The 21,442-nt window shown below is 67.6% G+C and carries 17 protein-coding genes and 2 pseudogenes; 11 read left to right on the top strand and 8 right to left on the bottom strand.

The features are described 5' to 3' along the window. Nucleotides 1-115 precede the first annotated feature (115 nt). Nucleotides 116-1,402, top strand: coding sequence for an IS256 family transposase (locus FHG89_RS26020; RefSeq protein WP_139587043.1), 1,287 nt, complete (start codon nt 116-118; stop codon nt 1,400-1,402). Between the two features lie 457 nt (nt 1,403-1,859). On the opposite strand, the gene FHG89_RS26025 is transcribed toward FHG89_RS26020, so the two are convergent. Then, the gene (locus FHG89_RS26025; protein WP_139587044.1) at nt 1,860-3,209 is read right to left on the bottom strand and encodes an LPXTG cell wall anchor domain-containing protein; all 1,350 of its coding nucleotides are present in this window, start codon (nt 3,207-3,209) and stop codon (nt 1,860-1,862) included. Nucleotides 3,210-3,224: 15 nt separating this feature from the next. Between FHG89_RS26025 and FHG89_RS26030 the strand changes: the two genes are divergently transcribed. Both FHG89_RS26030 and FHG89_RS26035 read left to right on the top strand, forming a co-directional pair. Beyond that, nucleotides 3,225-4,112: a hypothetical protein gene (locus tag FHG89_RS26030; RefSeq protein WP_139587045.1), complete on the top strand. Its 888-nt coding sequence runs from the start codon at nt 3,225-3,227 to the stop codon at nt 4,110-4,112. Nucleotides 4,113-4,501: 389 nt separating this feature from the next. Further along, nucleotides 4,502-5,797 carry a reverse transcriptase family protein gene (locus tag FHG89_RS26035; RefSeq protein ID WP_167517525.1) on the top strand — a complete coding sequence of 432 codons (1,296 nt, stop codon included), beginning with the start codon at nt 4,502-4,504 and terminating at the stop codon, nt 5,795-5,797. 430 nt (nt 5,798-6,227) lie between these two features. On the opposite strand, the pseudogene FHG89_RS26040 reads toward FHG89_RS26035, so the two are convergent. Then, nucleotides 6,228-7,307 (bottom strand): annotated as a pseudogene (locus FHG89_RS26040) (IS110 family RNA-guided transposase); the annotation flags it as partial. A 526-nt stretch (nt 7,308-7,833) separates the two neighbouring features. Here FHG89_RS26040 and FHG89_RS26050 point away from each other — a divergent pair. Next, the gene (locus FHG89_RS26050; RefSeq protein WP_139587047.1) at nt 7,834-9,333 is read left to right on the top strand and encodes a SulP family inorganic anion transporter; all 1,500 of its coding nucleotides are present in this window, start codon (nt 7,834-7,836) and stop codon (nt 9,331-9,333) included. Further along, nucleotides 9,333-9,788 carry a MerR family transcriptional regulator gene (locus FHG89_RS26055; RefSeq protein WP_139587048.1) on the top strand — a complete coding sequence of 152 codons (456 nt, stop codon included), beginning with the start codon at nt 9,333-9,335 and terminating at the stop codon, nt 9,786-9,788. The genes FHG89_RS26050 and FHG89_RS26055 overlap by 1 nt, the downstream gene beginning before the upstream one ends. Before the next feature lie 48 nt (nt 9,789-9,836). Here the strand turns inward: FHG89_RS26055 and FHG89_RS33965 are convergent, their stop codons facing one another. Next, on the bottom strand, nt 9,837-10,262 hold the full coding sequence (locus tag FHG89_RS33965; RefSeq protein WP_139587049.1) for a DUF6069 family protein: 426 nt from the start codon (nt 10,260-10,262) through the stop codon (nt 9,837-9,839). Nucleotides 10,263-10,364: 102 nt separating this feature from the next. Between FHG89_RS33965 and FHG89_RS26065 the strand changes: the two genes are divergently transcribed. From FHG89_RS26065 to FHG89_RS33120, 4 genes and pseudogenes are all read left to right on the top strand, one after another. Continuing rightward, on the top strand, nt 10,365-11,066 hold the full coding sequence (locus FHG89_RS26065; protein ID WP_139587050.1) for a transposase family protein: 702 nt from the start codon (nt 10,365-10,367) through the stop codon (nt 11,064-11,066). Next, nucleotides 11,036-11,305 (top strand): annotated as a pseudogene (locus FHG89_RS34215) (ATP-binding protein); the annotation flags it as partial. The gene FHG89_RS26065 and the pseudogene FHG89_RS34215, both read left to right, overlap by 31 nt. A gap of 109 nt (nt 11,306-11,414) precedes the next feature. After that, entirely contained in the window at nt 11,415-11,834 is a 420-nt protein-coding gene (locus FHG89_RS34220) for an ATP-binding protein (RefSeq protein ID WP_280116089.1), read from the top strand. A gap of 63 nt (nt 11,835-11,897) precedes the next feature. Continuing rightward, the gene (locus FHG89_RS33120; RefSeq protein WP_167517526.1) at nt 11,898-12,350 is read left to right on the top strand and encodes a hypothetical protein; all 453 of its coding nucleotides are present in this window, start codon (nt 11,898-11,900) and stop codon (nt 12,348-12,350) included. A gap of 20 nt (nt 12,351-12,370) precedes the next feature. Here the strand turns inward: FHG89_RS33120 and FHG89_RS26080 are convergent, their stop codons facing one another. Then, nucleotides 12,371-13,594, bottom strand: coding sequence for an MFS transporter (locus FHG89_RS26080; RefSeq protein ID WP_244295869.1), 1,224 nt, complete (start codon nt 13,592-13,594; stop codon nt 12,371-12,373). Between the two features lie 1,157 nt (nt 13,595-14,751). Here FHG89_RS26080 and FHG89_RS26085 point away from each other — a divergent pair. Both FHG89_RS26085 and FHG89_RS26090 read left to right on the top strand, forming a co-directional pair. Then, nucleotides 14,752-16,245, top strand: a complete 1,494-nt coding sequence (locus FHG89_RS26085) for an amino acid adenylation domain-containing protein (protein ID WP_167517527.1) — start codon at nt 14,752-14,754, stop codon at nt 16,243-16,245. A 16-nt stretch (nt 16,246-16,261) separates the two neighbouring features. Beyond that, nucleotides 16,262-17,185 carry a class I SAM-dependent methyltransferase gene (locus tag FHG89_RS26090; protein ID WP_244295859.1) on the top strand — a complete coding sequence of 308 codons (924 nt, stop codon included), beginning with the start codon at nt 16,262-16,264 and terminating at the stop codon, nt 17,183-17,185. A 223-nt stretch (nt 17,186-17,408) separates the two neighbouring features. Here FHG89_RS26090 and FHG89_RS26095 read toward each other — a convergent pair whose 3' ends face one another. From FHG89_RS26095 to sbnB, 4 genes are all read right to left on the bottom strand, one after another. Beyond that, entirely contained in the window at nt 17,409-18,425 is a 1,017-nt protein-coding gene (locus FHG89_RS26095) for a class I SAM-dependent methyltransferase (protein ID WP_167517528.1), read from the bottom strand. A 105-nt stretch (nt 18,426-18,530) separates the two neighbouring features. Then, nucleotides 18,531-19,466, bottom strand: a complete 936-nt coding sequence (gene sbnA / locus FHG89_RS26100; RefSeq protein WP_139587055.1) for a 2,3-diaminopropionate biosynthesis protein SbnA — start codon at nt 19,464-19,466, stop codon at nt 18,531-18,533. A gap of 62 nt (nt 19,467-19,528) precedes the next feature. Further along, nucleotides 19,529-20,335 (bottom strand): HAD family hydrolase, encoded by an 807-nt coding sequence (locus tag FHG89_RS26105; protein WP_139587056.1) that lies wholly within the window; start codon nt 20,333-20,335, stop codon nt 19,529-19,531. Between the two features lie 35 nt (nt 20,336-20,370). Then, nucleotides 20,371-21,441 (bottom strand): 2,3-diaminopropionate biosynthesis protein SbnB, encoded by a 1,071-nt coding sequence (gene sbnB / locus FHG89_RS26110; protein WP_139587057.1) that lies wholly within the window; start codon nt 21,439-21,441, stop codon nt 20,371-20,373. Nucleotide 21,442 lies beyond the last annotated feature (1 nt).

Below are 21,442 nucleotides of genomic sequence, written 5' to 3' on the forward strand. Positions count from 1 at the left end.
GTCGTTCAGGTGGTGCGCCAGACGGCGGCGAGTGCTGCCACGTCGGGGACTGTGGATCTAACGGTGTTTCCGGCCCGACCCGCCAGGCGTTGTGCCTGGTGAGGAGGGTGCCGTGATGACCGCGACACAGAACGATCAGGCTGGACGTAAGAAGCGGGCGGAGCCGTCGGCGGAGGCGAAAGCCGCCGTCGAACTGGTCCGGGCGGCCAAGGAACAGGGTCTGTCGCTGACCGGCCCGGATGGGTTGCTCAGGCAGTTGACCAAGACGGTCCTGGAGACCGCGTTGAACGAGGAGATGACCGATCACCTCGGTTATGCCAAACACGAACCCGACGGTGCCGGCTCGGGCAACATCCGCAACGGCACCAGGGCGAAGACGGTGCTGACCGATAGCACCGGGCCGGTGCAGATCGACGTTCCGCGGGACCGGGCGGGCACGTTCGAGCCGCAGATCGTGCGCAAGCGGCAGCGGCGCCTGTCAGGGGTCGACGAGGTCGTGTTGTCGCTGTATGCCAAGGGTTTGACGACCGGGGAGATCTCGGCGCACTTCGCCGAGATCTATGGGGCGTCGGTGTCGAAGGAGACGATCTCGCGGATCACTGACAAGGTGATCGAGGAGATGACCGACTGGTCGCACCGCCCGTTGGACGAGATCTACGCGGCGGTGTTCATTGACGCGATCGTAGTCAAGGTGCGCGATGGGCAGGTCGCGAACCGGCCGTTCTACGCCGCGATCGGGGTGACCCTGGACGAGGAGAAGGACATCCTCGGGTTGTGGGCCGGCACCGGTGGTGAGGGCGCGAAGTTCTGGATGAGCGTGCTGACCGACCTGCGTAACCGGGGTGTGAAGGACGTGTTCTTCCTCGTCTGCGACGGCCTGAAAGGCGTGCCAGAGGTCGTAACGAACGTGTGGCCGCAGACGGTGGTGCAGACGTGCATCATTCATCTGATCCGCAACACGTTCCGGCTCACCTCGCGCAAGTACTGGGACGCGTTGAAGCACGACATCAAGCCGATCTACACCGCCGTCAATGCCCAAGCGGCCAGGGCCGCGTTCGACGACCTGGCGGACAAGTGGGGCGATCGGTATCCGGCGGTGATCCGGCTGTGGGACAACGCCTGGGCTGAGTTCATCCCGTTCCTCGACTACGACGTGGAGATCCGCAAGGTGATCTGCTCCACCAACGCGATCGAGTCGTTGAACGCCCGCTACCGGCGGGCCGTGAAGGCCCGCGGCCACTTCCCCAACGAACTGGCCGCGTTGAAGTGTCTGTACCTGGTGACCCGGTCCCTGGACCCGACCGGAACAGGCCGAACCCGATGGACGATGCGCTGGAAACCCGCGTTGAACGCCTTCGCCATCACCTTCAGCGACCGCTTCCCAGCCGCTGAAACCTACTAACCAAGATCGCCGGAAACACCGTTAGCGAGACAGCCCCTATCGGGGCGAGCCGAGGTAACGACGGGGGCCGGCCGAGGGGGACGCCAAGGACTCATCGGGGCCGCACTCGCGGACTTCGTAGCGTCCAGGGTTTGCGCGGGGTTGATGGGTGCCGAACTAGACAGTCCGGGTCATGTCCTTCGGCAAAGATGAGCAGCGCGGTCAGACAGCCAACGCGGCCGGGAAGCGCGCACATCGGCGTACGTACGGCCGCAGGCCGCCGATGTGGGGATTGAGTCGGCACTTGAACGACGAGGGCGATCAGGAGCGCGGCGGCGCCCGTTCAGCGCGTACCCGGGGGCGAGCATCAGTGGCCGCAAAGGGTACGGCGAACCGGCCCACCATCGGCCATAGTGGGCGGCAGGACGAGGTGGCGGGCACCGCCGTCGCGGTGCCCGCCATTGCGCTTCGACCTGGATCAGGCGTGGATGCGGTCCTTGCGGCGTAGCCGGGTGGCGCCGAGCATCAGGGCCCCGGCGGTGAGCAGGCCACCACCCAGGGACAGGGTGCTGGCGGTCCGGTCGCCGGTGACCGGCAGCTCCTTCTTGCCGTCCTTGTCGTGCTTTCGGTGGTCGTACTTGCCGTCGCGGATGCAGATGGTGACGGTGTCGGGATCGGAGACCACCGTCTTTCCGTTGTACTTGCCGGTCGCGCGGGCGGTGTTGACGACCTTGCCCTTCTTGACGTCGGCCCAGTCCACCACGTGCGGGTTGACGGCGTGGCAGTCGGTGCTCGTGCCCGGCGCCAGCGTCGTGTTGTTGCAGACGACGGGCCCGGCGGTCGGGTCATCGACGGCGACGTCCGTGATGGTGACCGTGCCGGTGTTGGTGACCCGGTAGGTGTAGAAGATCTTGTCGCCCTTGGCGGCGTAGCCGTCGTTGTCGCACGTGTGGCGGCAGTCCGACTCGACCCGGGCCTTCTTGTCGATGGACAGGCTGACCTGCGCCGGCGGCTTGGGCTTGGTGGTGACGGTGAAGGTCGCCTTGTTGGACGGGACCGTCTGCTCGCCGAACAGGCCGAACGCCTGCGCGGTGTTGACGATCTTGCCGTTCTTGACGTCCTGCTCGGTGACGGTGTAGGTACCGGTGCAGGTGGTGCTCTCACCCGGCGCGAGCGAGGTGTCCTGGCAGGTGATGCCGGTGACCTTGTCGTCGGTGACGGTGATGTTGGTGATCGGGTCGGTCGTGCCGGTGCTCTGGTTGGTCACCGTGTACGTGTAGGTGACCGTCTGACCCGCTTTGACGTGCGTGGCCGGGCTGCCGGTCTTGGTCAGGGCCAGCTTCGGGTTCACCTGCGGGTTCGACGCCGCGCAGGTGTGGGTGAGCACGAAGAAGTCGGCGGTGCCCGAGATCACCGCGGTGGCGCCCGTGAGCGTCCATCCCGCGGGCAGCCGGATCCACGCCTTGCTGGTGCCGAGGTTGTTCACGATCGCGCTGTTGGGATCGGTGGGGATCGTCCGGGTAACGGGGCCGCCGGGGGTGCTGAACGTCGCGGTGACCGACTGGAACGTGCCACTGGTCTGCGGGTTGCCCGGCAGGTTGAACACCCACACGTCTTCGTTCGCAAAGGGCCCCCCGCCCAGGTTCGGGTCGCAGTTCTGGGTGAAGTTCGCCGCCGTCGTCGGCACGTTCCCCGGATTGATGCTGATCGTCGACGCAGCGGCAGCCGGTGCACCGTTGGTGAGCAGCACGGCACCGACCAGCAGCACCAGAGCGGCCAGCCGCGCCCAAGCGGCAGCCGGTCCGGGTCGCGCGATGGTTCTCTTCATGAAATCCCCCGTATCGTGAATCTGGACATTCCAGGCAACGAGCAGCGGGATTGCACGTCACGCGACGGCGCGATAAATCCCTCCGATGATGGACACCGCCGAAGGATCATCGAGGAACCGATCGAGAACTTGGAAGGTTGGCTTATCCTGGACGGCACTCGGCATCGCCTCGGTTGCCAGGCAGCAGCAACAGCTCTCCTGCGTCCGGGGCAGTTGTGCCAGCCTCGCCCTTGCTGTTCGACACCACCTGGTGCTGCAGTGCCGGGTAAGGCGTATCGGGCGAAGTGGTCCGACCAGCTACCTCCTGGGGCCTCCTTCACCCCAGCCGACGACGGAGATGCCGCAGTCACGGCCTTCACGGTTCCCGCCGACACCGTCCCGCTGAACACGTCACCGTTCGAGCAAGGCACCGACATCGTCGTCGCCGAGACGCCCCGGCAGGGGACCATCGTCGCGAAGGTCACTGCCGATCAGGGCAAGCTCGAGGACTGGTACGCCGTCACCGCCGCCCTCGCCCCCACCGCGGTCGTGCAGGGATACCGCGAGATCCCGACCGGCTTCGACGCCGGCGCCGTCATCGTCCTCGTCACCGCCGGGCTGCTCATCACTGCCGCCATGGGCTTCTTCGCCTTCGCCATGTCCACCGTTGACCGCAGGATCGCCACGCGCCGCGCCAACGTCCCCCTGGCGGTGATCGGTGCGCCCCGGCGAACCCTCGCCGCCGCGGACGTCACCGAGTCAGTCAGCGGTCTGATCCTCGGTCAACTCGTCACCGCCGCAGCCGTCATCCTCAGCGGCGGGGCGGCAGCAGCGGTGCTGGCACCGCGAGCTTCGCTGACCTGCTCGACACCGTCAGGCCCATGCTCACTCTTGCCGCCGCCGGGGTCATTCTCGGCACTCTGATCGCCGCCCTGGCCACTACCCCCGCACTCTTGCGCCACGAATAGCACTCGCACACCGAGCAGGGGACTGTCATGCCTGGGGCCGCGCCGTTCATCGGACGCGGTCTCACACCGCGCATCCATCGCCACGCCACGTGCATCGCGGACACCCATGGCGGGCCCCGTTCTCTACGCTGCTCTCATGGCGGCGTGTCCCGAGCTGACCAGGCCGCTCCCCCACGTGGAGTCCGGTCACGGTCTCTCCGGGGCAACCCCGGGGACGCGATACTCACCTCGGCACCACACCACAGGTGCGTCGGCACGCTCCGCGAGCCTGTGCACCCGTACGACCGGGCATCGTCGGGACACGCCGCCACCCCTACTGGCCTGCCCGTGAACACCATCCACGCCTTGGCCACCGCTCTCGCCGACGCGTTCCTTGCCGGCGCGGGCTGGCGCCGTGGCGATCTCGTCGACCAGGGTGGACTCGTCCTCGGGGTCCGGCGGCGATGGCTGTGGCCGGTCGCCGACGCGGCGCTGGTCGCCTACCTGCACCCACCCACCGACCGGCCACGCGAGCTGGCCACGTTCCTGAGCACCCTCGACCCGCTCCGCGCGGCAGTCACCGCCGCCCGCCAGCACCGGCGACCGATCGTCATCCGCGCGCGGCCCGTGACGCCGACCCGCACCGTCCGCCGACCCTGGCACACCCCTGTCATCGACACCGTCGGCGACCTGGCCGCGATGCTCGACCTGAGCATCGAACACCTCGACTGGTACGCCGACCGACGCGCCATGAACCGACGCGCCCCCGCCCACCGACTGCACCACTACCACAACCGGTGGACCGACCGGGGCCGGCTAATCGAGGCCCCCAAGTCTCGGCTTCGCGCCCTGCAACGCCGGCTCCTCGCCGAGGTCCTCGGCCCCATCCCGGTCCACCCCACCGCCCACGGCTTCGTACCCGGCCGCTCCGCACACACCTTCGCCGCCACCCACGCCGCGCAACCGGTCGTCGTCCGGATCGACCTGCTCGCCTTCTTCACCCACATCCCCGCCACCCGCGTCTACGGCCTGTTCCGCACCGCCGGCTACCCCGAACCCGTCGCCCACACCCTCACCGGACTCTGCACCACCCGCACCCCACACCCCGTCCTCCGCCGCGCACCCACCGACCTGGCGCACCGGGCGGCCCGGCTCGCCGCGCTGCGCACCGGCCACCTGCCCCAAGGCGCGCCCACCTCACCGGCACTGGCCAACCGGTGCGCCTATCGACTCGACCGACGCCTCACCGGCCTCGCCGACGCCTTCGAGATCACCTACACCCGGTACGCCGACGACCTCGCCTTCTCCGGCGACCTCACCACCCGACGCATCGACGACCTGATCGCCGCCGTCACCGACATCGCCCGCGGCGAGGGCTTCCAAGTCCACCCAGCCAAGACCCGCGTCCGTGGCCAGGCCGACCGGCAACTCCTCGCCGGACTCGTCGTCAACCACCACCCCGCCACACCCCGCGACGAGTACGACCAACTCCGCGCCATCCTCCACAACGCCGCCCGCACCGGCCTCGCCGCGCAAAACCGGACCGGCCACCCCGACTTCGCCCAGTACCTCATCGGACGAGTTACCTGGGTCGGTCATCACCACCCGGCACGCGCAGCCAAACTCGCCACGCTGCTGGCCCAAGCTCTCGCGGCACCGTAAACTGACGCGGCACGGCAACTTCACCGGATCACGGCAAGGGACGCATCGCACGACCGAAGCAGGTCCTGAGCAGGACTTACGCCCGCCCTGCTGATCTTCAGCAAGCGAGCACAGCAACACCCGCGTGCGACGCACTAATGTGAACATGGAATAGGAACCCGCAGGTCATCAGCCTATGGGTACAGATAGAGCGTCGTCTTAGGAAACCGATGCTCTATCCCCTGAGCTACGAGGGCGCGAGGGCCTAGTCTAGCGACCTGGGGGTTCACCTGGGGTGGCAGGGAGTGGCCCACGTTCACCCACGTCACCCGGACCCCTGTTCGCCCAGCCCAGGACCACAGCCCGAGTCTCCATGTGACTCCGGTTGATCTTGGCGGGCAGGGTGGATCGGCCGACGGGACTCGGTCGCGTCGGCGGAGAGCGGTCGGATTCAGGCTGCGGCGCGAATGGCTAACGCTGGCCGGACGAAGGTCTTGCGGTCACGGACAAGCGCCCAGAGGACATCGACGCGTCGTCGGGCGAGGGCGAGTATGGCTTGGCGGTGGTTCTTTCCTTCGGCGCGTTTCTTCTCGTAGTAGGCGCGCGATGTTGGGCATTCTCTGGCGGCGGTAAACGCGGCCATCCACAGAATGTGGCGCAACCTTCGGTGATAGCGGCGAGGCTGCCGATGGTTCCCGGAAACCGTGCCGGAGTCGCGGGAAACAGGTGCCAACCCCGCGTGCGCGGCCAGTTTCGCGGGGCTGTCGTACTCGGTCATGCCGGCGGTGTGCACCAGCAGTTCGGCAGTGAGCAGGGGTCCCATGCCGGGCATGCTGCTGATGATCGGCGCGAGGGAGTGCTGGTCGAGCTGCTCGGCGATGAGGTCGTCGACAGCGGCGATGCGTTGTTCGATGGCGAGGATCTCGGTGGCCATCTGCCCGACGACCACGGCGGCGGCACGTTGGCCGGGCAGGGTGACGGTCTGATGCCGGGCGGCGGCGACCATCGCCTCGGCGACCTGGACGGCGTTCTTGACGTGCCCGCGGCGGAGCAGGGTGGTGATCTGGTCGACGCCGGCGTGCCGGATCGCCGCCGGTGTCTGCCAGCAGGCCAGGACCAGCATCGGGGCTTTGCGGTTGAGTTCCACTGCTCGCTCCAGTGCCGGACTGATTCCGGTCAGTAGTTCCTGCAACCGGAACAGGGTCGCGACACGCTGACCGACGAGGTCCGCGCGGTACCCGGTCAGCACGGTCAACTCGGCGAGGAGCCGGTCGGAGGGTTCCAGGATCGGGATGTCGGGGCGCATACGGATGGTCTGTGCGATGACGACCGCGTCGCGGGCGTCGGTCTTGTTCTCTCCGGCGAACGCGGCGGCCATGTGGAACGCGACGGTGCCGGAGACGTAGCGGACTTGGACCTGGCGCCGCCACAGCAGGGTCAGCAGCAGCGCCGACAGGCCGGTGGTGACGTCGACCGCCCAGCACACCGGACGGCCGTGGGTCGAGACCTCGGCCATGACGGTGAGCAGGCGGCGGGGGCATCTCCTCCCGTGAGCCAAGCGATCTCGACGAAACACACGCAGCCATACCCACCGCCTCCTGGGCATCAGGGTCTACGGCCGCCAGGGCCGCGCCCGTTCAACTCAGCGCGCTCGCGCGGCGAGAAGTGGGTGGCACCTCGAAGCTCAGCCATGACCACGGCGGAACACACTTCAGCCATCCCCACTCCCGGCCCCGCGGGCACGGCGCCCCCGAGCCTGCCGCTGTCGCCGGCCGGCACCCCGGACAGGATGTGCGAGGAACTGGATCAAGGGTCTGGCAGCGGCGGCGTCGTGATGATCAGCACGTCTGGCCGACTCTTCTCTTACGGGAGGGTAGGTTCGGTGCCGGTGGGCCCGAGTGTGGCCGGGCGACTCCTGTGGCGGTTCTGACGAGTCCGGGCGATGAGGCCCGCAGACCGTCCAGGCCGATTGTTGCTGATCTGTGAGCATTTGCTTCCCCCGTGGTCCGGGGCGGGAGCTGTGCGCGTCCGCGAGGCGCCCGAGTGGAAATGGCTGTATGTCTTCTGTGCTGTCCGCGGCCGTCCGGCCGCGCCTGTCCCGTCCGTCCTGGCTGTCGCCGAAGGTGTTCCGCACCGAGGTCCTCGCCGGCCTGGTCGTCGCCCTCGCGTTGATCCCGGAGGCGATCTCCTTTTCGATCCTGGCGGGGGTCGACCCTCGGGTGGGACTGTTCGCCTCGTTCACCATGGCGGTCACGATCGCGATCTGCGGCGGCCGGCCCGCGATGATCTCCGCCGCGACCGGCGCCATCGCCCTGGTGGTGGCGCCGCTCGCGAAGGGGTACGGACTCGATTATCTGATCGCGGCGGTGATCCTCGGCGGCGCGATCCAGGTCCTGCTCGCGGTGCTCGGGGTGGCGAAGCTGATGCGGTTCATCCCGCGCAGTGTCATGGTCGGCTTCGTCAACGCCCTCGCGATTCTGATCTTCGCCGCCCAGGTCCCGCACCTGCTCGGCGTGCCGTGGCTGGTCTACCCGCTGGTCGCCGTCGCCCTCGCGATCATGGTTGGACTACCCCGACTCACCCGCGCGGTTCCGGCGCCGCTGGTCGCGATCGTGGCGTTGACCGCGGTCACCGTCTTCGCGAGCGTGGCGGTGCCGACCGTGGGTGACGAGGGCGCGCTGCCGGACAGTCTGCCCACTCTCGGCCTGCCGCAGATTCCGTGGACCCTGGACACCCTCACCCTGATCGCCCCCTATGCCCTGGGGATCGCGCTGGTCGGGCTGATGGAGTCGCTGATGACCGCCAAGCTGGTCGACGACATCACCGACACCCCGTCCAGCAAGACCCGCGAGTCCTGGGGCCAGGGGGTGGCCAACATCGTCACCGGGTTCTTCGGCGGGATGGGCGGCTGCGCCATGATCGGCCAGACGATGATCAACGTGAAGGCGTCCGGTGCCCGCACCCGGCTGTCGACGTTCCTGGCCGGCGTGTTCCTGCTGATCCTGGTCGTGGCGCTCGGCGACGTGGTCGCGGTGATCCCGATGGCCGCGCTGGTCGCCGTGATGATCATCGTGGCGGTGTCGACGTTCGACTGGCACTCCGTCGCCCCGGCCACGCTCAAGCGGATGCCGTACGGCGAGACGATCGTCATGCTCGCCACCGTGGGCACCACCCTGGCCACGCACAACCTGGCCGTCGGCGTCGTCGTCGGGGTGCTCACCGCCATGGTGATCTTCGCCCGGCGGGTCGCCCACCTGGTCGAGGTCACCAGCGTCCTGGACCCCGACGGCGGCACCCGCATCTACTCCGTGCACGGGGAGTTGTTCTTCGCCTCCAGCAACGATCTCGTCGGGCAGTTCGACTACGCGACCGACCCGGACAACGTGGTCATCGACATGACCCACGCCCACGTGTGGGACGCCTCCTCCGTCGCCGCCCTCGACGCCATCACCACCAAGTACGCCAGCCGGGGCAAAACCGTCGAGATCATCGAACTCAACAAGCCCAGCGCCCGCATCCACGACACCCTCGCCGGGCAACTCGGCGTCGGCCACTGATGGCCGCCGCCACCAGCCGCGACACCGGGCCGGAGCAGCACGCCTCCGGCCCGGCCACCGGCCGCCTCATGCAGATCGGCGAAGCCGCCGAACGGGTCGGACTCAGCATCCGCACCATCCGCCACTACGAAGAAGCCGGCCTGACCGTGCCCTCCGCCCGCAGCGAGGGCGGCTTCCGCCTCTACACCGAACCCGACCTCGACCGCCTCGCCGTCGTCAAACGCATGAAGCCCCTCGGGTTCACCCTCGACGAGATGCGTGACCTGCTCGCCGTCCTCGACGCCCTCGACACCGCCACCGGCACCGACCGCGCCGAACTGCTCGACCGACTCGGCATGTTCCACACCGCCGCCACCACCCGCGTCACCGCCCTGCGCGACCAACTCGCCATGGCCGAAGGCTTCGCCGACACCCTCCGCGGCAAACTCGACCACCACGGCGGCCCGGCGGGCTGACCACCGCCCCGGCCGACCACTCCTGAGCCGCGGTCCCGCGGTTCGGGGTCATCGGTCGGCGTCGGCGACCGTGCTGAGGCCGGGGTGGGCGGCGGTACGTGTCATGACCGCAATCAGCACGGTCGCCACCGCTACGTGCAGGGCACCGAGGATGACCCGGGTCGCGACGTCCATACCGGAGGTCGCGAGCGGCGCGAAGGACACCAGCAGGACCCCGAGCGCGGTGATTGTCCAGACGAGCCGGGCGGACCGGGGCAGCACCCGCTCCAAGAGTGCGAGCAGCGCCCAGCCGGCCAGGGCGGCGGCAAGAGCGACGATCACGACGGGAGCGAGACCGATCTCCAGTCTTTCCCGCCCGGGTGGCCCACCGGTGACGGTGAGGCGGTGCCCCAGCAGCGGGACGGCAACCATCCAGAGGGCGGCGGCCACGCCAACGGCCCCGACAACACCCCAGATCCGGCGGCTGCGGTTCATGTGGCAGCCGACGCCGGACCCACCACACCGTGCAGGAACACGTCAACCAGCGTCTCGACCGGAGTCTCCGCACTGCCGTGCCCTCCTCGACGGCCCAGGAGGATGCCGACGGCGAGCTGCTCGACCGGCAGTCGCAGCGCGATCGTCTACGACCGGACGAAAACGGTCGTGCGCCGGCACGTCGCCCCCGGACAGGCGGTGCCACTGCACCCGGAGGCGGTGGCGTTCGCCGGGCACTACGACTTCGACATCGACGTCCTCGCCGCCTACCGCCCCACCGGCAAGGGCCGGGTCGAGCGGCAGGTCACCATCGTCCGCGACCACGTCCTGGCCGGCCGGGGCTTCTCCTCCCTCGCCGACCTGGATGCCGCCTTCATGGCGTGGGTGCCGATGCGCCGGGCTCGGACCCACCGCACCCATGGCGAGGTCATCGGCGTCCGCGCCGCCCGCGACCACGCCGCCCTGCGGCCGTTGCCGGCTCGGCCATATGTGGTCGCCGTCCGGCATCTGCGGCATGTCGGCAAGGACTGCCTGGTCGCCTACGACGCGAACCTCTACTCCGTCCCCGCCCGCAGGGCCCGGCACCGGCAACTGGTCGAGGTCCGGGCCTCGACCACCACCGGCGACACCCCACCCCAGCGCACCCGCCCCGCACCCGGCGGCGGTCCGCTGCAGGCGCTGCTGAACCGGGCCGCCGCGGCTCAGGTCGTCGTCGACCGGCGGCCGCTGTCGGTCTATGACCAGATCGCCGGCACCGCACCGTTCACCACCGCATGCAGCTATCCGAAGGGCCCGACCTCGTGAGTGACCTCGTCGCCGACCGCATCCGGGCAACCGCCACCCGCCTCGGCCTGCCGCACTTGGCCCGCACCCTGGCGGACCTCACTGCCCGCGCCGACACCGAGGCTATGGGCTACCTGGACTTCCTCGACCTGGTCCTCGAAGAAGAGCAGGCCGTCCGCGACGAGCGTCGCTTCCGCTCAGCGTTGCGCCTGTCGAAGCTGCCGCATCACAAGACCCTCGAGGAATACGACTTCGCCTTCCAACCTGAGCTGGACCCGCGCAAGATCCGAGACCTGGCCACCCTCGCGTTCGTGCAGGCCAAAGCCAAACGTCGCCCTGCTCGGCCCACCCGGCGTCGGCGAGACCCACATCGCCGTCGCCCTCGCGGTCGCCGCCTGCCGAGCCGGGTTCACCGTCTACTTCACCAGCCTCGACGACATGGTCCGCCACCTCACCGCCGCCGACGACATCGGACGCCTGGCCCGCAAGCTGCACACCTACCTACGCCCCAACGTCCTGGTCATCGACGAGGTCGGCTACCAACCCCTCGAACGCGCCCAGGCCAACCTCGTCTTTCAGGTCATCTCCAAGCGATACGAGAAGGGCTCCACCCTGCTCACCTCGAACAAGAGCTTCGGCGAATGGGGCCAAGTCTTCGGCGACGAAGTCCTCGACACCGCCATCCTTGACCGCCTCCTGCACCACTGCGACGTCGTCGCCATCAACGGACCCAGCTACCGGCTCAAGAACCGCCTCACCGCCATCGACGGCCAAGCCAACGTCGCCTGACATCGATCCACTTATTCGCCATTCCACCAGCTACCCGGCCTCGCGCAGGCCACGCGCTTCGAGATGCTCCTCAATCCCCGCCGTCATTCGCGTGAACTCCGCAGCCAAGTCGACGCCGTATCGGTCAGCAAGAACCAAGACCGACCAGAGACAGTCAGCCAGCTCATGACCGAGCCGCTCACGAGCGTCAGTGATCTCACGGCGCCCGTCGACAGCCATCACGAGCTTCGCAAGATCCCCAACGTCACCGACAAACCCCAACGCAAGATCGCCGGTGCTCCACGCCCCACGACCCACCGCAACGTTGTGACGGTCATACAACTCAGCGATCGCAACCGCTCTCAACCTCAAGCTCTCAAGATCCATAACCGCAACCTACAGCGGCAGTTGCACCTGATCCCGTTCATTCGTACCTACCTGGACCCCTCAACCCGTACGCCGGCAGCGACTGACGGCGACGCCCGCCATAACCGGGGCGGGTCGCCGGTAACCATGGCGCAAGTAGGCCCGGCGTGATCGGGGTGATCACGCGCGCGCTACTCCACGTCGGGTTCTGGCAGGGCGCGCAGCCCCGGAATGGGAGAAAAGACGATCCAAACCACGCCTAGAAGCGCACCAAAAACCGCAATCCAAACAGCGGGCTCCAACCCTATCGTGGCTCCGAGAGCACCGCCGATCAGGGCTCCGATCGGACGGATGCCGTAGTTGACGGTACGTCTCGCGCCCTGCATGCGCGCCAACATCGACTTCGGCGTGGCGGCAGTCTGGACCGCCCCTGCATTGATGTCGAGCATCACGAGACCCATCCCGGAGACGAACTCGGCGGCGAACAGCATCGCCAGCACGACGAGATCAGGGCCAGTTGCAAAGGGTACCAGGATCAGCGGCGCGGGAAATATGATGTAAGCGGCCAGGAGCGTCGGGCCGATACCGAACCGGCGGGTCACTCGCCCTGTGATGACGGCACCGAGCAGCCCTCCGGTGGCACCTAGACCGAGGACGATTCCGAGCGTTCCAGCGCCGACTTCCAGCTCGGTAGTGGCGTAGAGGATGAACAGTGCTTCGAACATGTAGTTGAAGAGGTTGAGCGTAGTGCTTGCCAAAAGAATGGACCGGAGAGTCATTGAGCGTGCGAGATACCGCAATCCGGCGATAGCGTTACTCAGCCCGCCCTTCTGGGTGGACGGCGAATGCTCGACTGCTTTGGTCCGGGCAAGCAGAAGTGCTGAGAAGAGATACGATGATGCGTCCACGACAACCGCGACCGGCGCGCTCAATAACTGCACGAGAATTCCGCCGACGCTGGGCCCGGCCACCGACGACACAGCTTGGGAGCCATTGATCAGGGCGCTTGCCTCGAGGTAGTCATCTCGGGCCACCAGCGCGACGAACAGGCTGCTGTAGGCGACCTGGAAAACCACCGACAGGGTGCCGACGGCAAACGCGACTGCATACAAGTGCGGCAAGGTCAGTGTATGCGTGAACCACAGCAACGGGACGGCAGCGAGTAAGAGCGCGCGGCCGACATCGGCAGCGATCATGATACGGCGCTTGTGCGGGTAGCGATCCACCCACGCGCCGGCAATCACGGAGAACAGCAGGTTCGGGGCGAGCCCGGCGGCTGTCAGATAACCCATCTGCGCCGGCCCGGCACCGGTGGCCAACACGGCAAGTAGTGGGATGGCCAAGGTGGACACCTGATCACCGAACAGCGACACCGCCTGAGCCGACCAGTAGCGACGGAACGCCGTCTGACGCATCAGCCTCGGTAGCCAGCGCTGGCGGCCAGGCCGGGTCGCATCCGGGATGGCGGTGAGGTCAGGCACGGCATGCCTTTCCATCGCTGATGGTCGCCGCGATGCCCATGCTCACCCACTGCACAGGGCTGGCGCCAATGGACCGAGCGGTAGGGAGGTCGTGCCGAGTCAAGAAGTCTCCATCTCGCAATTTCCGTTGTCGACTAGGCCAACGTCGCCGAAGTGGCATGCAAGACATCGCTGCCGTTCCCCATTACCGCGTTCCATTCAATCGGCTCGTCCCCCATGTGGCGATGCAGGCCTCGGCGTAGCTTGGCATCGAATGCGTCATTCCATTCGATGGCCACCGCGAGATCCGTTGCTGCGCGTCAACGCCATGAGATCGCTCGACCAACCAGCCTTCGGCTTTCTGCTAACACCGAAAGGAAGGGGTCGAATCGCTCTCGCCATATTTGTGGCGGCATCGATATCAGCCCGATCCCCTTCCCCGAAGCAGGAACCCAAATGGACTCATCCACAGCGGATGCATATAAGCTTGAGGCTTGGTGAGATTAAGCTCACTGCGCGACCTCATGCGATGCTAACCCTCGAGGAAGCGAATAGCAACCACGGTCGATCGAGGCGTTGAGGCGTCACCGCGCCTTTCCGGCCGACGTTGCAGTTCACGCTGCTGGACACGGGCCTAAAGGATCGGTCAGCCCCATTTCTGCAGGTCGGTGGGTTGGGCGTCGGCGGCGGGCAGTGGTGTGACCCGATGGGCGGTCTCGCGGCCGGTTCCTGCCGTTGATGGTGCGGGTGATCCCGGTGGCTCTCCAGGGGATACCGGCTCCCACCGAGGGTTACGGGGTCCGCGACCAGGGTCAGGGCTTCGGGGAGTCCTCGGTGCTCTGCGGCGTGAAGATAGCCATGACCATCGTAAGGCTTCACTGGCTTGAGCTGCCTCCACAAGGGTCGTCCGCTGCACGACGCTCCCGTTCAACCGGGCCAAATCGGGAGAACGCAACAGCTCTGGTACTGCGTAGGGTTGGTCCGGCGTCTCGTCCCTCGAAGGCCCCCCGAACGCAGCCGGACGGGTACTCTTCGGACGATCAGCACGACGGTGAGTGCGACCCGGGCGGGCGCAGTCACGTGCACCGGGCGGCATTGAGGAGCGGCGCATCGTGGAACCCCCGTATGAGACGTTGGACGGGGTGCTGCGCCGCGGCGCTGCCGCATGGCCGGACCGCCCGGCCCTGATCGGAGAGGCCATCCGACTCTCGTACGCCGAGCTCGACGCCCGAGTCGGCGCGCTCGCCTCGGCGCTGTTGGAGGCAGGGCTGGAGCCCGGCGACCGCGCGGCCGTCATGGCGGACGGTACTGCCGGGGCGGTGCTCGCGCTGGCCGCAACGATGCGCGTCGGTGCCTGCGCGGTTCCGATCGACGCGGCCCACCCCGATGCCCGACGTGCCGAAGCAATGCGCGATGCCGGATGCCGGATGGTGGTTTCTCCCGGCCTCGTCGCCACGACCGTAGCCACGCCTGCCGGAGCAGGGCCGGACACTCCGGCATACGCGATCTACACATCCGGGTCGGCCGGTCGCCCCAAGGCCGTCGCCGTCGGGCACGCCGCGGCGGTCCGGCATGCCGCCGCGGCCGCCGAGTGCTTCGGGCTGACGCCGGATGACCGGGTCCTGCAGTTCGCGTCGCTCAGCTTCGACGTCGCTCAGGAGGAGATCTGGCCCACCTGGTCGGCCGGGGGCACGGTGGTGACACGGCCACGTGAGGTACTCCATGCCGCGGCGCTCGGCCGGCTGGTCGCGGAGTACGGCCTCACTGTCCTCCAGCTGCCAACTGCGTACTGGCGCGCGCTCCTGGCGGATGCGGCGCTGATCCATCCCTCCGACCTTCGGACACTGCGGTTGGTGGTGATCGGCGGGGAAGCCGCGTCGCTTGCCGATGTCCATCGGTGGCGCGACAGCCCGTTCCGCGACATTGACCTGGTCAACGGCTACGGGCCGACGGAGTGCGTGGTGACGGCGACGGCGTTCCGGCTCACGGGGACTGATCCATTGCCGGTCACCGGCGGTGGCCTGCCGATCGGTTCGGCACTGCCGGGCCGTCGGCTGTGGATCCTGGACGACGCCGGTCACCCAGTGGTCCCGGGAGCGGCCGGTGAGCTGTACGTCGGCGGCATCCTCGCCGACGGCTACCTCAACCAGCCGGAGCTGACCGCGGACCGCTTCCGCGAGATCGAGATCGACGGTGAGCGGCACCGTACGTACCGGACCGGTGACCTCGTTCGCGAGTGTGAGCCCGGCGTCCTCGAATTCCTCGGTCGGCTGGACAACCAGATCAAGGTGCGCGGCTATCGCGTCGAACTGGAGGAGATCGACGCGGTCCTGCGGGACTGCCCCGGTGTCCAGGACGTCGCCACCGTGCTGATACCGGCACCCTCCGGCGAGTCGATGCTGGCCACGCTGATCGTCGGGGACGCCGCATCGGTGACCCGCGAGGCGTCCCGTCGCCTGCCGGCGTACATGATGCCCGCGGCGACCGTCACCGCCGAGCGACTGCCGCTCACCACCGCCGGAAAGGTCGACCGCCCCGCTGTTCAGGCCCTCCTGGTCAAGGCCCTGGCTACGAGGCGGTCGTCGCGAGTGGGAAGCCCGGCCTGATGCAGCTACGGGGAACGTGCCAGGGCTGCCGTGGCTGGACAACCATCACCGCCTGACCATCACCGCCGGCAACACCTCTCAGCCCGTCCCTGGGTGGACACGGGACGGGCATCAACCGGAAGGGAAGGAATTGTTCAGACACCGTTCGGCAAAGCTTGCCGTCACTGTTGAGCCATCCGACGACTTCATGCGCACCCCGCGCCCGGCCCAGAGGGCATGGTGGCTGCAGCGGGCCGGGGAGGAACTGGTCGACGATCTCACCCATCTCGACGAACTCGGTACGGCGCTGGTTACCGGCTCCGATCGTCCGGAAATCACCGGCGGATGGCAGGACAGCGACGCCCACTATGCGGCCGACGAGTTGATAATCGAAGGCCAGCAGGTGATGCAAGACTGGGAAGCACCACTGATGCGCGCCATGGCGGCCAAGGTCGCGGCAACCGGTGGCGACATCCTTGAAATCGGCTTCGGGATGGGAATCTCGGCCACATACATGCTGGATGCCGGCATCCGCTCCTATACGGTCCTGGAGGCCAACGAGGACGTCGCCCAAGCGTTCGCGGGTTGGCGCAAAGGTTTTCCGGGAACAGACACGAAGCTGATACCCGGCCCCTGGCAGGAGACACTGCCGACGCTCGGCCTCTACGACGGGATCTTCTTCGACACCTACCCGGCCGATGAGAACGAGTACCGGGAATATGTTGTCGAAGACGTCACCTTCGCCGCTCACTTCTTCCCGCACGCGGCGGCTCACCTACGACCGGGTGGCGTGTTCAGCTACTACAGCAATGAAATCGATTCGCTAAGTCGACGGCATCAACGGCGGCTTCTCGAGCACTTCAGCGGCTTTTCCGTCGAAGTCGTACGCGGCCTTGTTCCACCCGATGACTGCAACTACTGGTGGAGCAGCTCAATGGCGGTCGTGCAGGCGATCAAATAATCCAGCCGAAAGCCAGCGGAACCTGCGCTGACAGTAGCGGGGCTGCGCGGAAGCGCACCTCAGGGCTGTGCGGCCTGGCGGAACCCTTGACATCTGGTCCGTAGACTGCCCTGCGGCGTTGCGTGGGCGGCCACGACCTCGGGTCTCGGGCTGTGGTGCCGTAGCGTGGGTCGCGGGAACGGTGCCGGAGGGTCACCGCCGTTACCTTCGGGAACGGTCGACATCATGCTGGGTCGCCCGTCGTCGTCGGCTTCCGACCGACTCCGACCAGTGCTTCCCTCGGCATGGCCGCCGTCCAGGCGCCCTGCGCGGCGTCGTAGCCGACTCGCACCTCGCGGCGTGCCGGTTCCCATCCGTCGTACCGGAAGGTGTCGCAGGCCAGCTCGAATGCCCGTCGAGGGCCGTGCTCCGGCCCGTACTCGTCCACCAGCCCGACGAGGCCGTACATGTTGACGAGATAACGGCCCAACTCGAGTTCCGCCTGCTCCTTGGTCGGGCCCGAGACCACGAACGAGTCGTCCATGGACAACAGCTGCACGTCGCCGAAGCCGGCCGAGCACAGGTAGGACTCGGTCTCCTCGCGATCGAAGTGGCGGTGGTCGTGGCCGGTCGCCGAGTAGACGTCGACCACCTTGCTGAACCAGGTGTCCACCGGCGAGCCCGTCGGGAAGTCGTGCAGCACGAAGACGCCCCCGGGTTCGATGACCCGGAACGCCTCGTCGGCCACGCGCTGCCGGTCGGCGACCGGGATGTGGTGGGTGCCGTAGGCGAGCAGCACCCCACCGACCGACGCGTCGTGGAAGAGCAGCTTCTCGGCTCGTTGGCGGAGAGCCCCGATGCCCTGATCCCAGGCGGCCTCCACCATGAACGGCGACGCGTCACAGGTGATGACCAGCGGCCTGTCCTTGCCGAGCAGCGACATGACCCGGTCGATGAGCCCGTCGCCGCCCAGCAGATCGAGCACGATGTCGGACTCGGCCCGGCTGTGGGCGGTCAGGATGTCGGTCAACTGGTCGATGCCGTGCATCCGGGTACGGATGGACTGCTGCGCGAGGACATAGCTCTCCCCGCGCCCTCCTTCGGCTGAGGTGCCGAAGTCGTCGCCACTGTCGGCGGCCTCCACCGCCGTTCGCTGCTGCTCCGCGACCCGAGCCGGGTCGACGCGGTCGCGCAACTGCGGATACTTCTGAACAAGCGCCTGGACCTGTCCGTCGATGTCCCAACCGTTCACAGTTCTCACAATCCCTCTCCCCATTTTTGGGGCTCTCTCACGGCATGGTGGAGCCGCTGGCACCTGTGGATGCCGGGTGTACGTGACAGGTTCCGAAAGGCGTGGACGGAACCCTCATGAGTAGCCGATCGCCGGGAAGACCAGGTCCAGATAGCGTTCGCCGCGGTCAGGAAGCAGAGTGACGACGCGGGCACGCGCGGGCAGCAACGGCAGGAGCCGGTAGGTGGCGGCGATCACGGCACCGGAGGAAGCGCCGGCCAGGATTCCCTCCCTCGTCAGGAGGTCGTGGCAGGCGGCTATGCAGTCCGGCTCGGTCACGTGCACGACCCGGTCGATCAGGCCCATGTCGATCAACTCCGGACGGCGACTGGCGCCGATGCCGGGCAGCCGCCGGGGACCGGGCGGTCCGCCGAAGATCACCGAGCCGACGCTGTCGACGCCGACAACGATCAGGTCCGGGTACTCCCTACGCATCCGGCGGGCTGTGCCCACGATCGTGCCGCCCGTGCTGACCGCGACGACCAGGACATCCGGTGCCCCCTCGAGGTCATCGATGATCTCCTCGGCGGTCTGCAGGTAGTGCGCGGCCTGATTGAGCTCGTTCGCGTACTGGTTGATCCAGAACGCGTCCGGATCGCCGGCGACGATCTCGGCGACCCGGCTGATCCGAGAGTTGAGATAGCCACCGGCCGAGTCCTGCGTGGTCACCATGTCGATGCCTGCGCCGAGATTGCGGAGGATCGCCAGGTTCGCGGGCGAGATGTTGGGATCGATCACGGCCGTGAAGTTGATGTTGTAGATCCTCGACACCATCGCCAGCGCGATGCCGAAATTTCCTGACGTGCTCTCCACCAGCTTCGTTCGGCTGGTGATGACCCCGCTGCGAAGACCCTGTTCGATGATGTGTTTCGCCGGCCGGTCCTTGATGCTCCCGCCGGGGTTCAGGAACTCCAGCTTCGCGAGAACCTCGACATCGCCGGTGGGGAACAGCCGGCTCAGACGTACGACGGGTGTCCGGCCGATGCAGTCAAGGATTGAATCGTGGATCATCGAACTGCCTTTCAAGGTCGAGCGGATCTCTGCCTCCTATTTCTCCGTGCCCGTCAGCAGGTTCACCTCGTCGTCCGCTGTCGACGAATGCCTGGTGCGGCGGTGAGCAACTCCTCGAGATCACCCAATCCGTACCAGGGGCGAGCGGCGGTCAGTGTCCGGCCCCCGATGACGACTTCGGGGGGCGCACCCGGGTCACCGAGCCCGGTCAGCACCAACCGCGCCTCGGAGAAGTCCGCGTGGAAGGTTGCCGGGGTCGGCGTGATCACGCAGTTCACGTTCACCGCCGCGGCCCCCAGCAATCCGCCGCGGGTGTTCTCGACGACCAGGCAGTCACTCGGATCGGCCCCGGCCGACGTCACGGCCAGGGCGAACAGCCCGGGCATCCGCTCCTCGGCCGGCATCTCGGCACCGGAGACCACCACGATGTCGGCCATCATGTCCGGGTCGAACGCGAACGCCATCACGAGATCCATCGAGGAACGCGGCTGCCCCGAGGCGACCACGACACGCCACCCCTCAGCCAGCGCCTCCCGAGCGACCCGGCGGACCCCGGTGCGAGCGCGGGAACCACGGGTTCGGGCCATGTCCAGGCAGAGTTCGGTCCGGCGCCGATGCCACCCGGCGACCCGTTCCGGCCAGCGACCGTCATCGACCGGCTCCCCGAGCGCAGCCCGGAACAGAGGATTGTCCCGAAGCATCAGGAGATACTCGTGGTCACTCGCCGCTCCCAGTTCCGCCTGGCAGGCGGTGGCGGAGATTCCCCAGTCGATTCCCTCCTCCTGCCACACCCGGTTGAGCGCGAGCCTCCTCCATTCGACCTCGTGGTCGACCAGGACTCCGTCACACCCGAAAATCAGTGCTTTCATCACACGCCGGCCCATCTTCTCGAATCAGTGGTGCATCAGCTCTCCGTCGGTGGTCCCGAGCCGTCCGGAGCGCTGTGCCGCTGCATGTCGAAGAAGAACCGGTCGACCGTGAGGGCCTCCCCGCGCTCGCGGGCCACGCGGAACACGTGATCGCCGACGACCAGGTCCAGCACCCCCAGCCCGAACGGGGAGAACACCACCGGCCGGTCGACCGGAATCGTGAATCGATCGGTGAGCAGGTCGTACAGCGTGGCGGCGGCCGGATCGACGCCCTCGTGTGCCTGCTGGGCCAGGTGCAACGACGTGTTCGCCTGCAGCACATGGTTGCGGTCGTCCACCACGTTGACCACCGAGTCGATCACGTCGACCGCGAGGTCCCGCAGGGATACGTGCAGCACCAGTGGGTTGTGTTCGAGCCACCGTCCCGCACCGACATGCGGCGCGGAGGCTGTGGTGGCGAAGACGACCACGTCGCTGTTCTCCAGAAGTTCTTCCGCACTCCTGTGGACGACGATCGGCGCCCCGGGATGCGCGCCCCGCAGATAGCCGGCGAACCCACTGGCTGAACTCGCCACCAGGTCGAACACACCGATCTCGTCCAGTTCCCAGCCCAGGGCGCGCAGGTAACGGTCGATGTAGCGGGCGATCAGTCCGGTGCCGACAAAACCGACGCGCCGGGGGGTGGTCCTTCGCTGGCCGGTCATCGCCCGCATGGCCACCGCCGCCGAGGCGGCCGTGCGGGCCGCGCTGACGATGGAACCTTCCAGGCAGGCGTACGGGAAACCGGTCCTCGGGTCGTTGAGGATCAGCACCGCCGAGGCCCGCGGAAGCCCCGCGGCCAGATTCGCCGGGAAGCTGGAGATCCACTTGATCCCGTCCACGCCGACCGGGTCGCTGACGGACGCGGGCAGCGCGATGATGCGAGCGTCGGGGCGGTCCGGGAACCGGAGGAAGTACGAGGGCGGATTGACCGTCGAACCCGCGCCGTGCAACAGGTACGCCTGCTCCACCAGATCGATGAGTTCGCGCTCGTCGCCCTGCAGGGCCTGGTGAACGGCCGCACCGGGCACGACGGCGAATTGCGGCACATCTCGCTGATCGGTCACG

Origin of the sequence: Micromonospora orduensis, assembly GCF_006228125.1 — a bacterium.
Taxonomy (GTDB): Bacteria; Actinomycetota; Actinomycetes; order Mycobacteriales; family Micromonosporaceae; genus Micromonospora; species Micromonospora orduensis.

Bases quoted from the DNA above. Each gene is read 5' to 3' on its own strand.
- FHG89_RS26025 (WP_139587044.1), bottom strand. From the start codon at position 3,209: ATGAAGAGAACCATCGCGCGACCCGGACCGGCTGCCGCTTGGGCGCGG.
- FHG89_RS26055 (WP_139587048.1), top strand. From the start codon at position 9,333: ATGGCCGCCGCCACCAGCCGCGACACCGGGCCGGAGCAGCACGCCTCC.
- FHG89_RS33965 (WP_139587049.1), bottom strand. From the start codon at position 10,262: ATGAACCGCAGCCGCCGGATCTGGGGTGTTGTCGGGGCCGTTGGCGTG.
- FHG89_RS26080 (WP_244295869.1), bottom strand. From the start codon at position 13,594: ATGCGTCAGACGGCGTTCCGTCGCTACTGGTCGGCTCAGGCGGTGTCG.
- FHG89_RS26050 (WP_139587047.1), top strand. From the start codon at position 7,834: ATGTCTTCTGTGCTGTCCGCGGCCGTCCGGCCGCGCCTGTCCCGTCCG.
- FHG89_RS26105 (WP_139587056.1), bottom strand. From the start codon at position 20,335: ATGAAAGCACTGATTTTCGGGTGTGACGGAGTCCTGGTCGACCACGAG.
- FHG89_RS26065 (WP_139587050.1), top strand. From the start codon at position 10,365: ATGCCGACGGCGAGCTGCTCGACCGGCAGTCGCAGCGCGATCGTCTAC.
- FHG89_RS26020 (WP_139587043.1), top strand. From the start codon at position 116: ATGACCGCGACACAGAACGATCAGGCTGGACGTAAGAAGCGGGCGGAG.
- FHG89_RS33120 (WP_167517526.1), top strand. From the start codon at position 11,898: ATGCTCCTCAATCCCCGCCGTCATTCGCGTGAACTCCGCAGCCAAGTC.
- sbnA (WP_139587055.1), bottom strand. From the start codon at position 19,466: ATGATCCACGATTCAATCCTTGACTGCATCGGCCGGACACCCGTCGTA.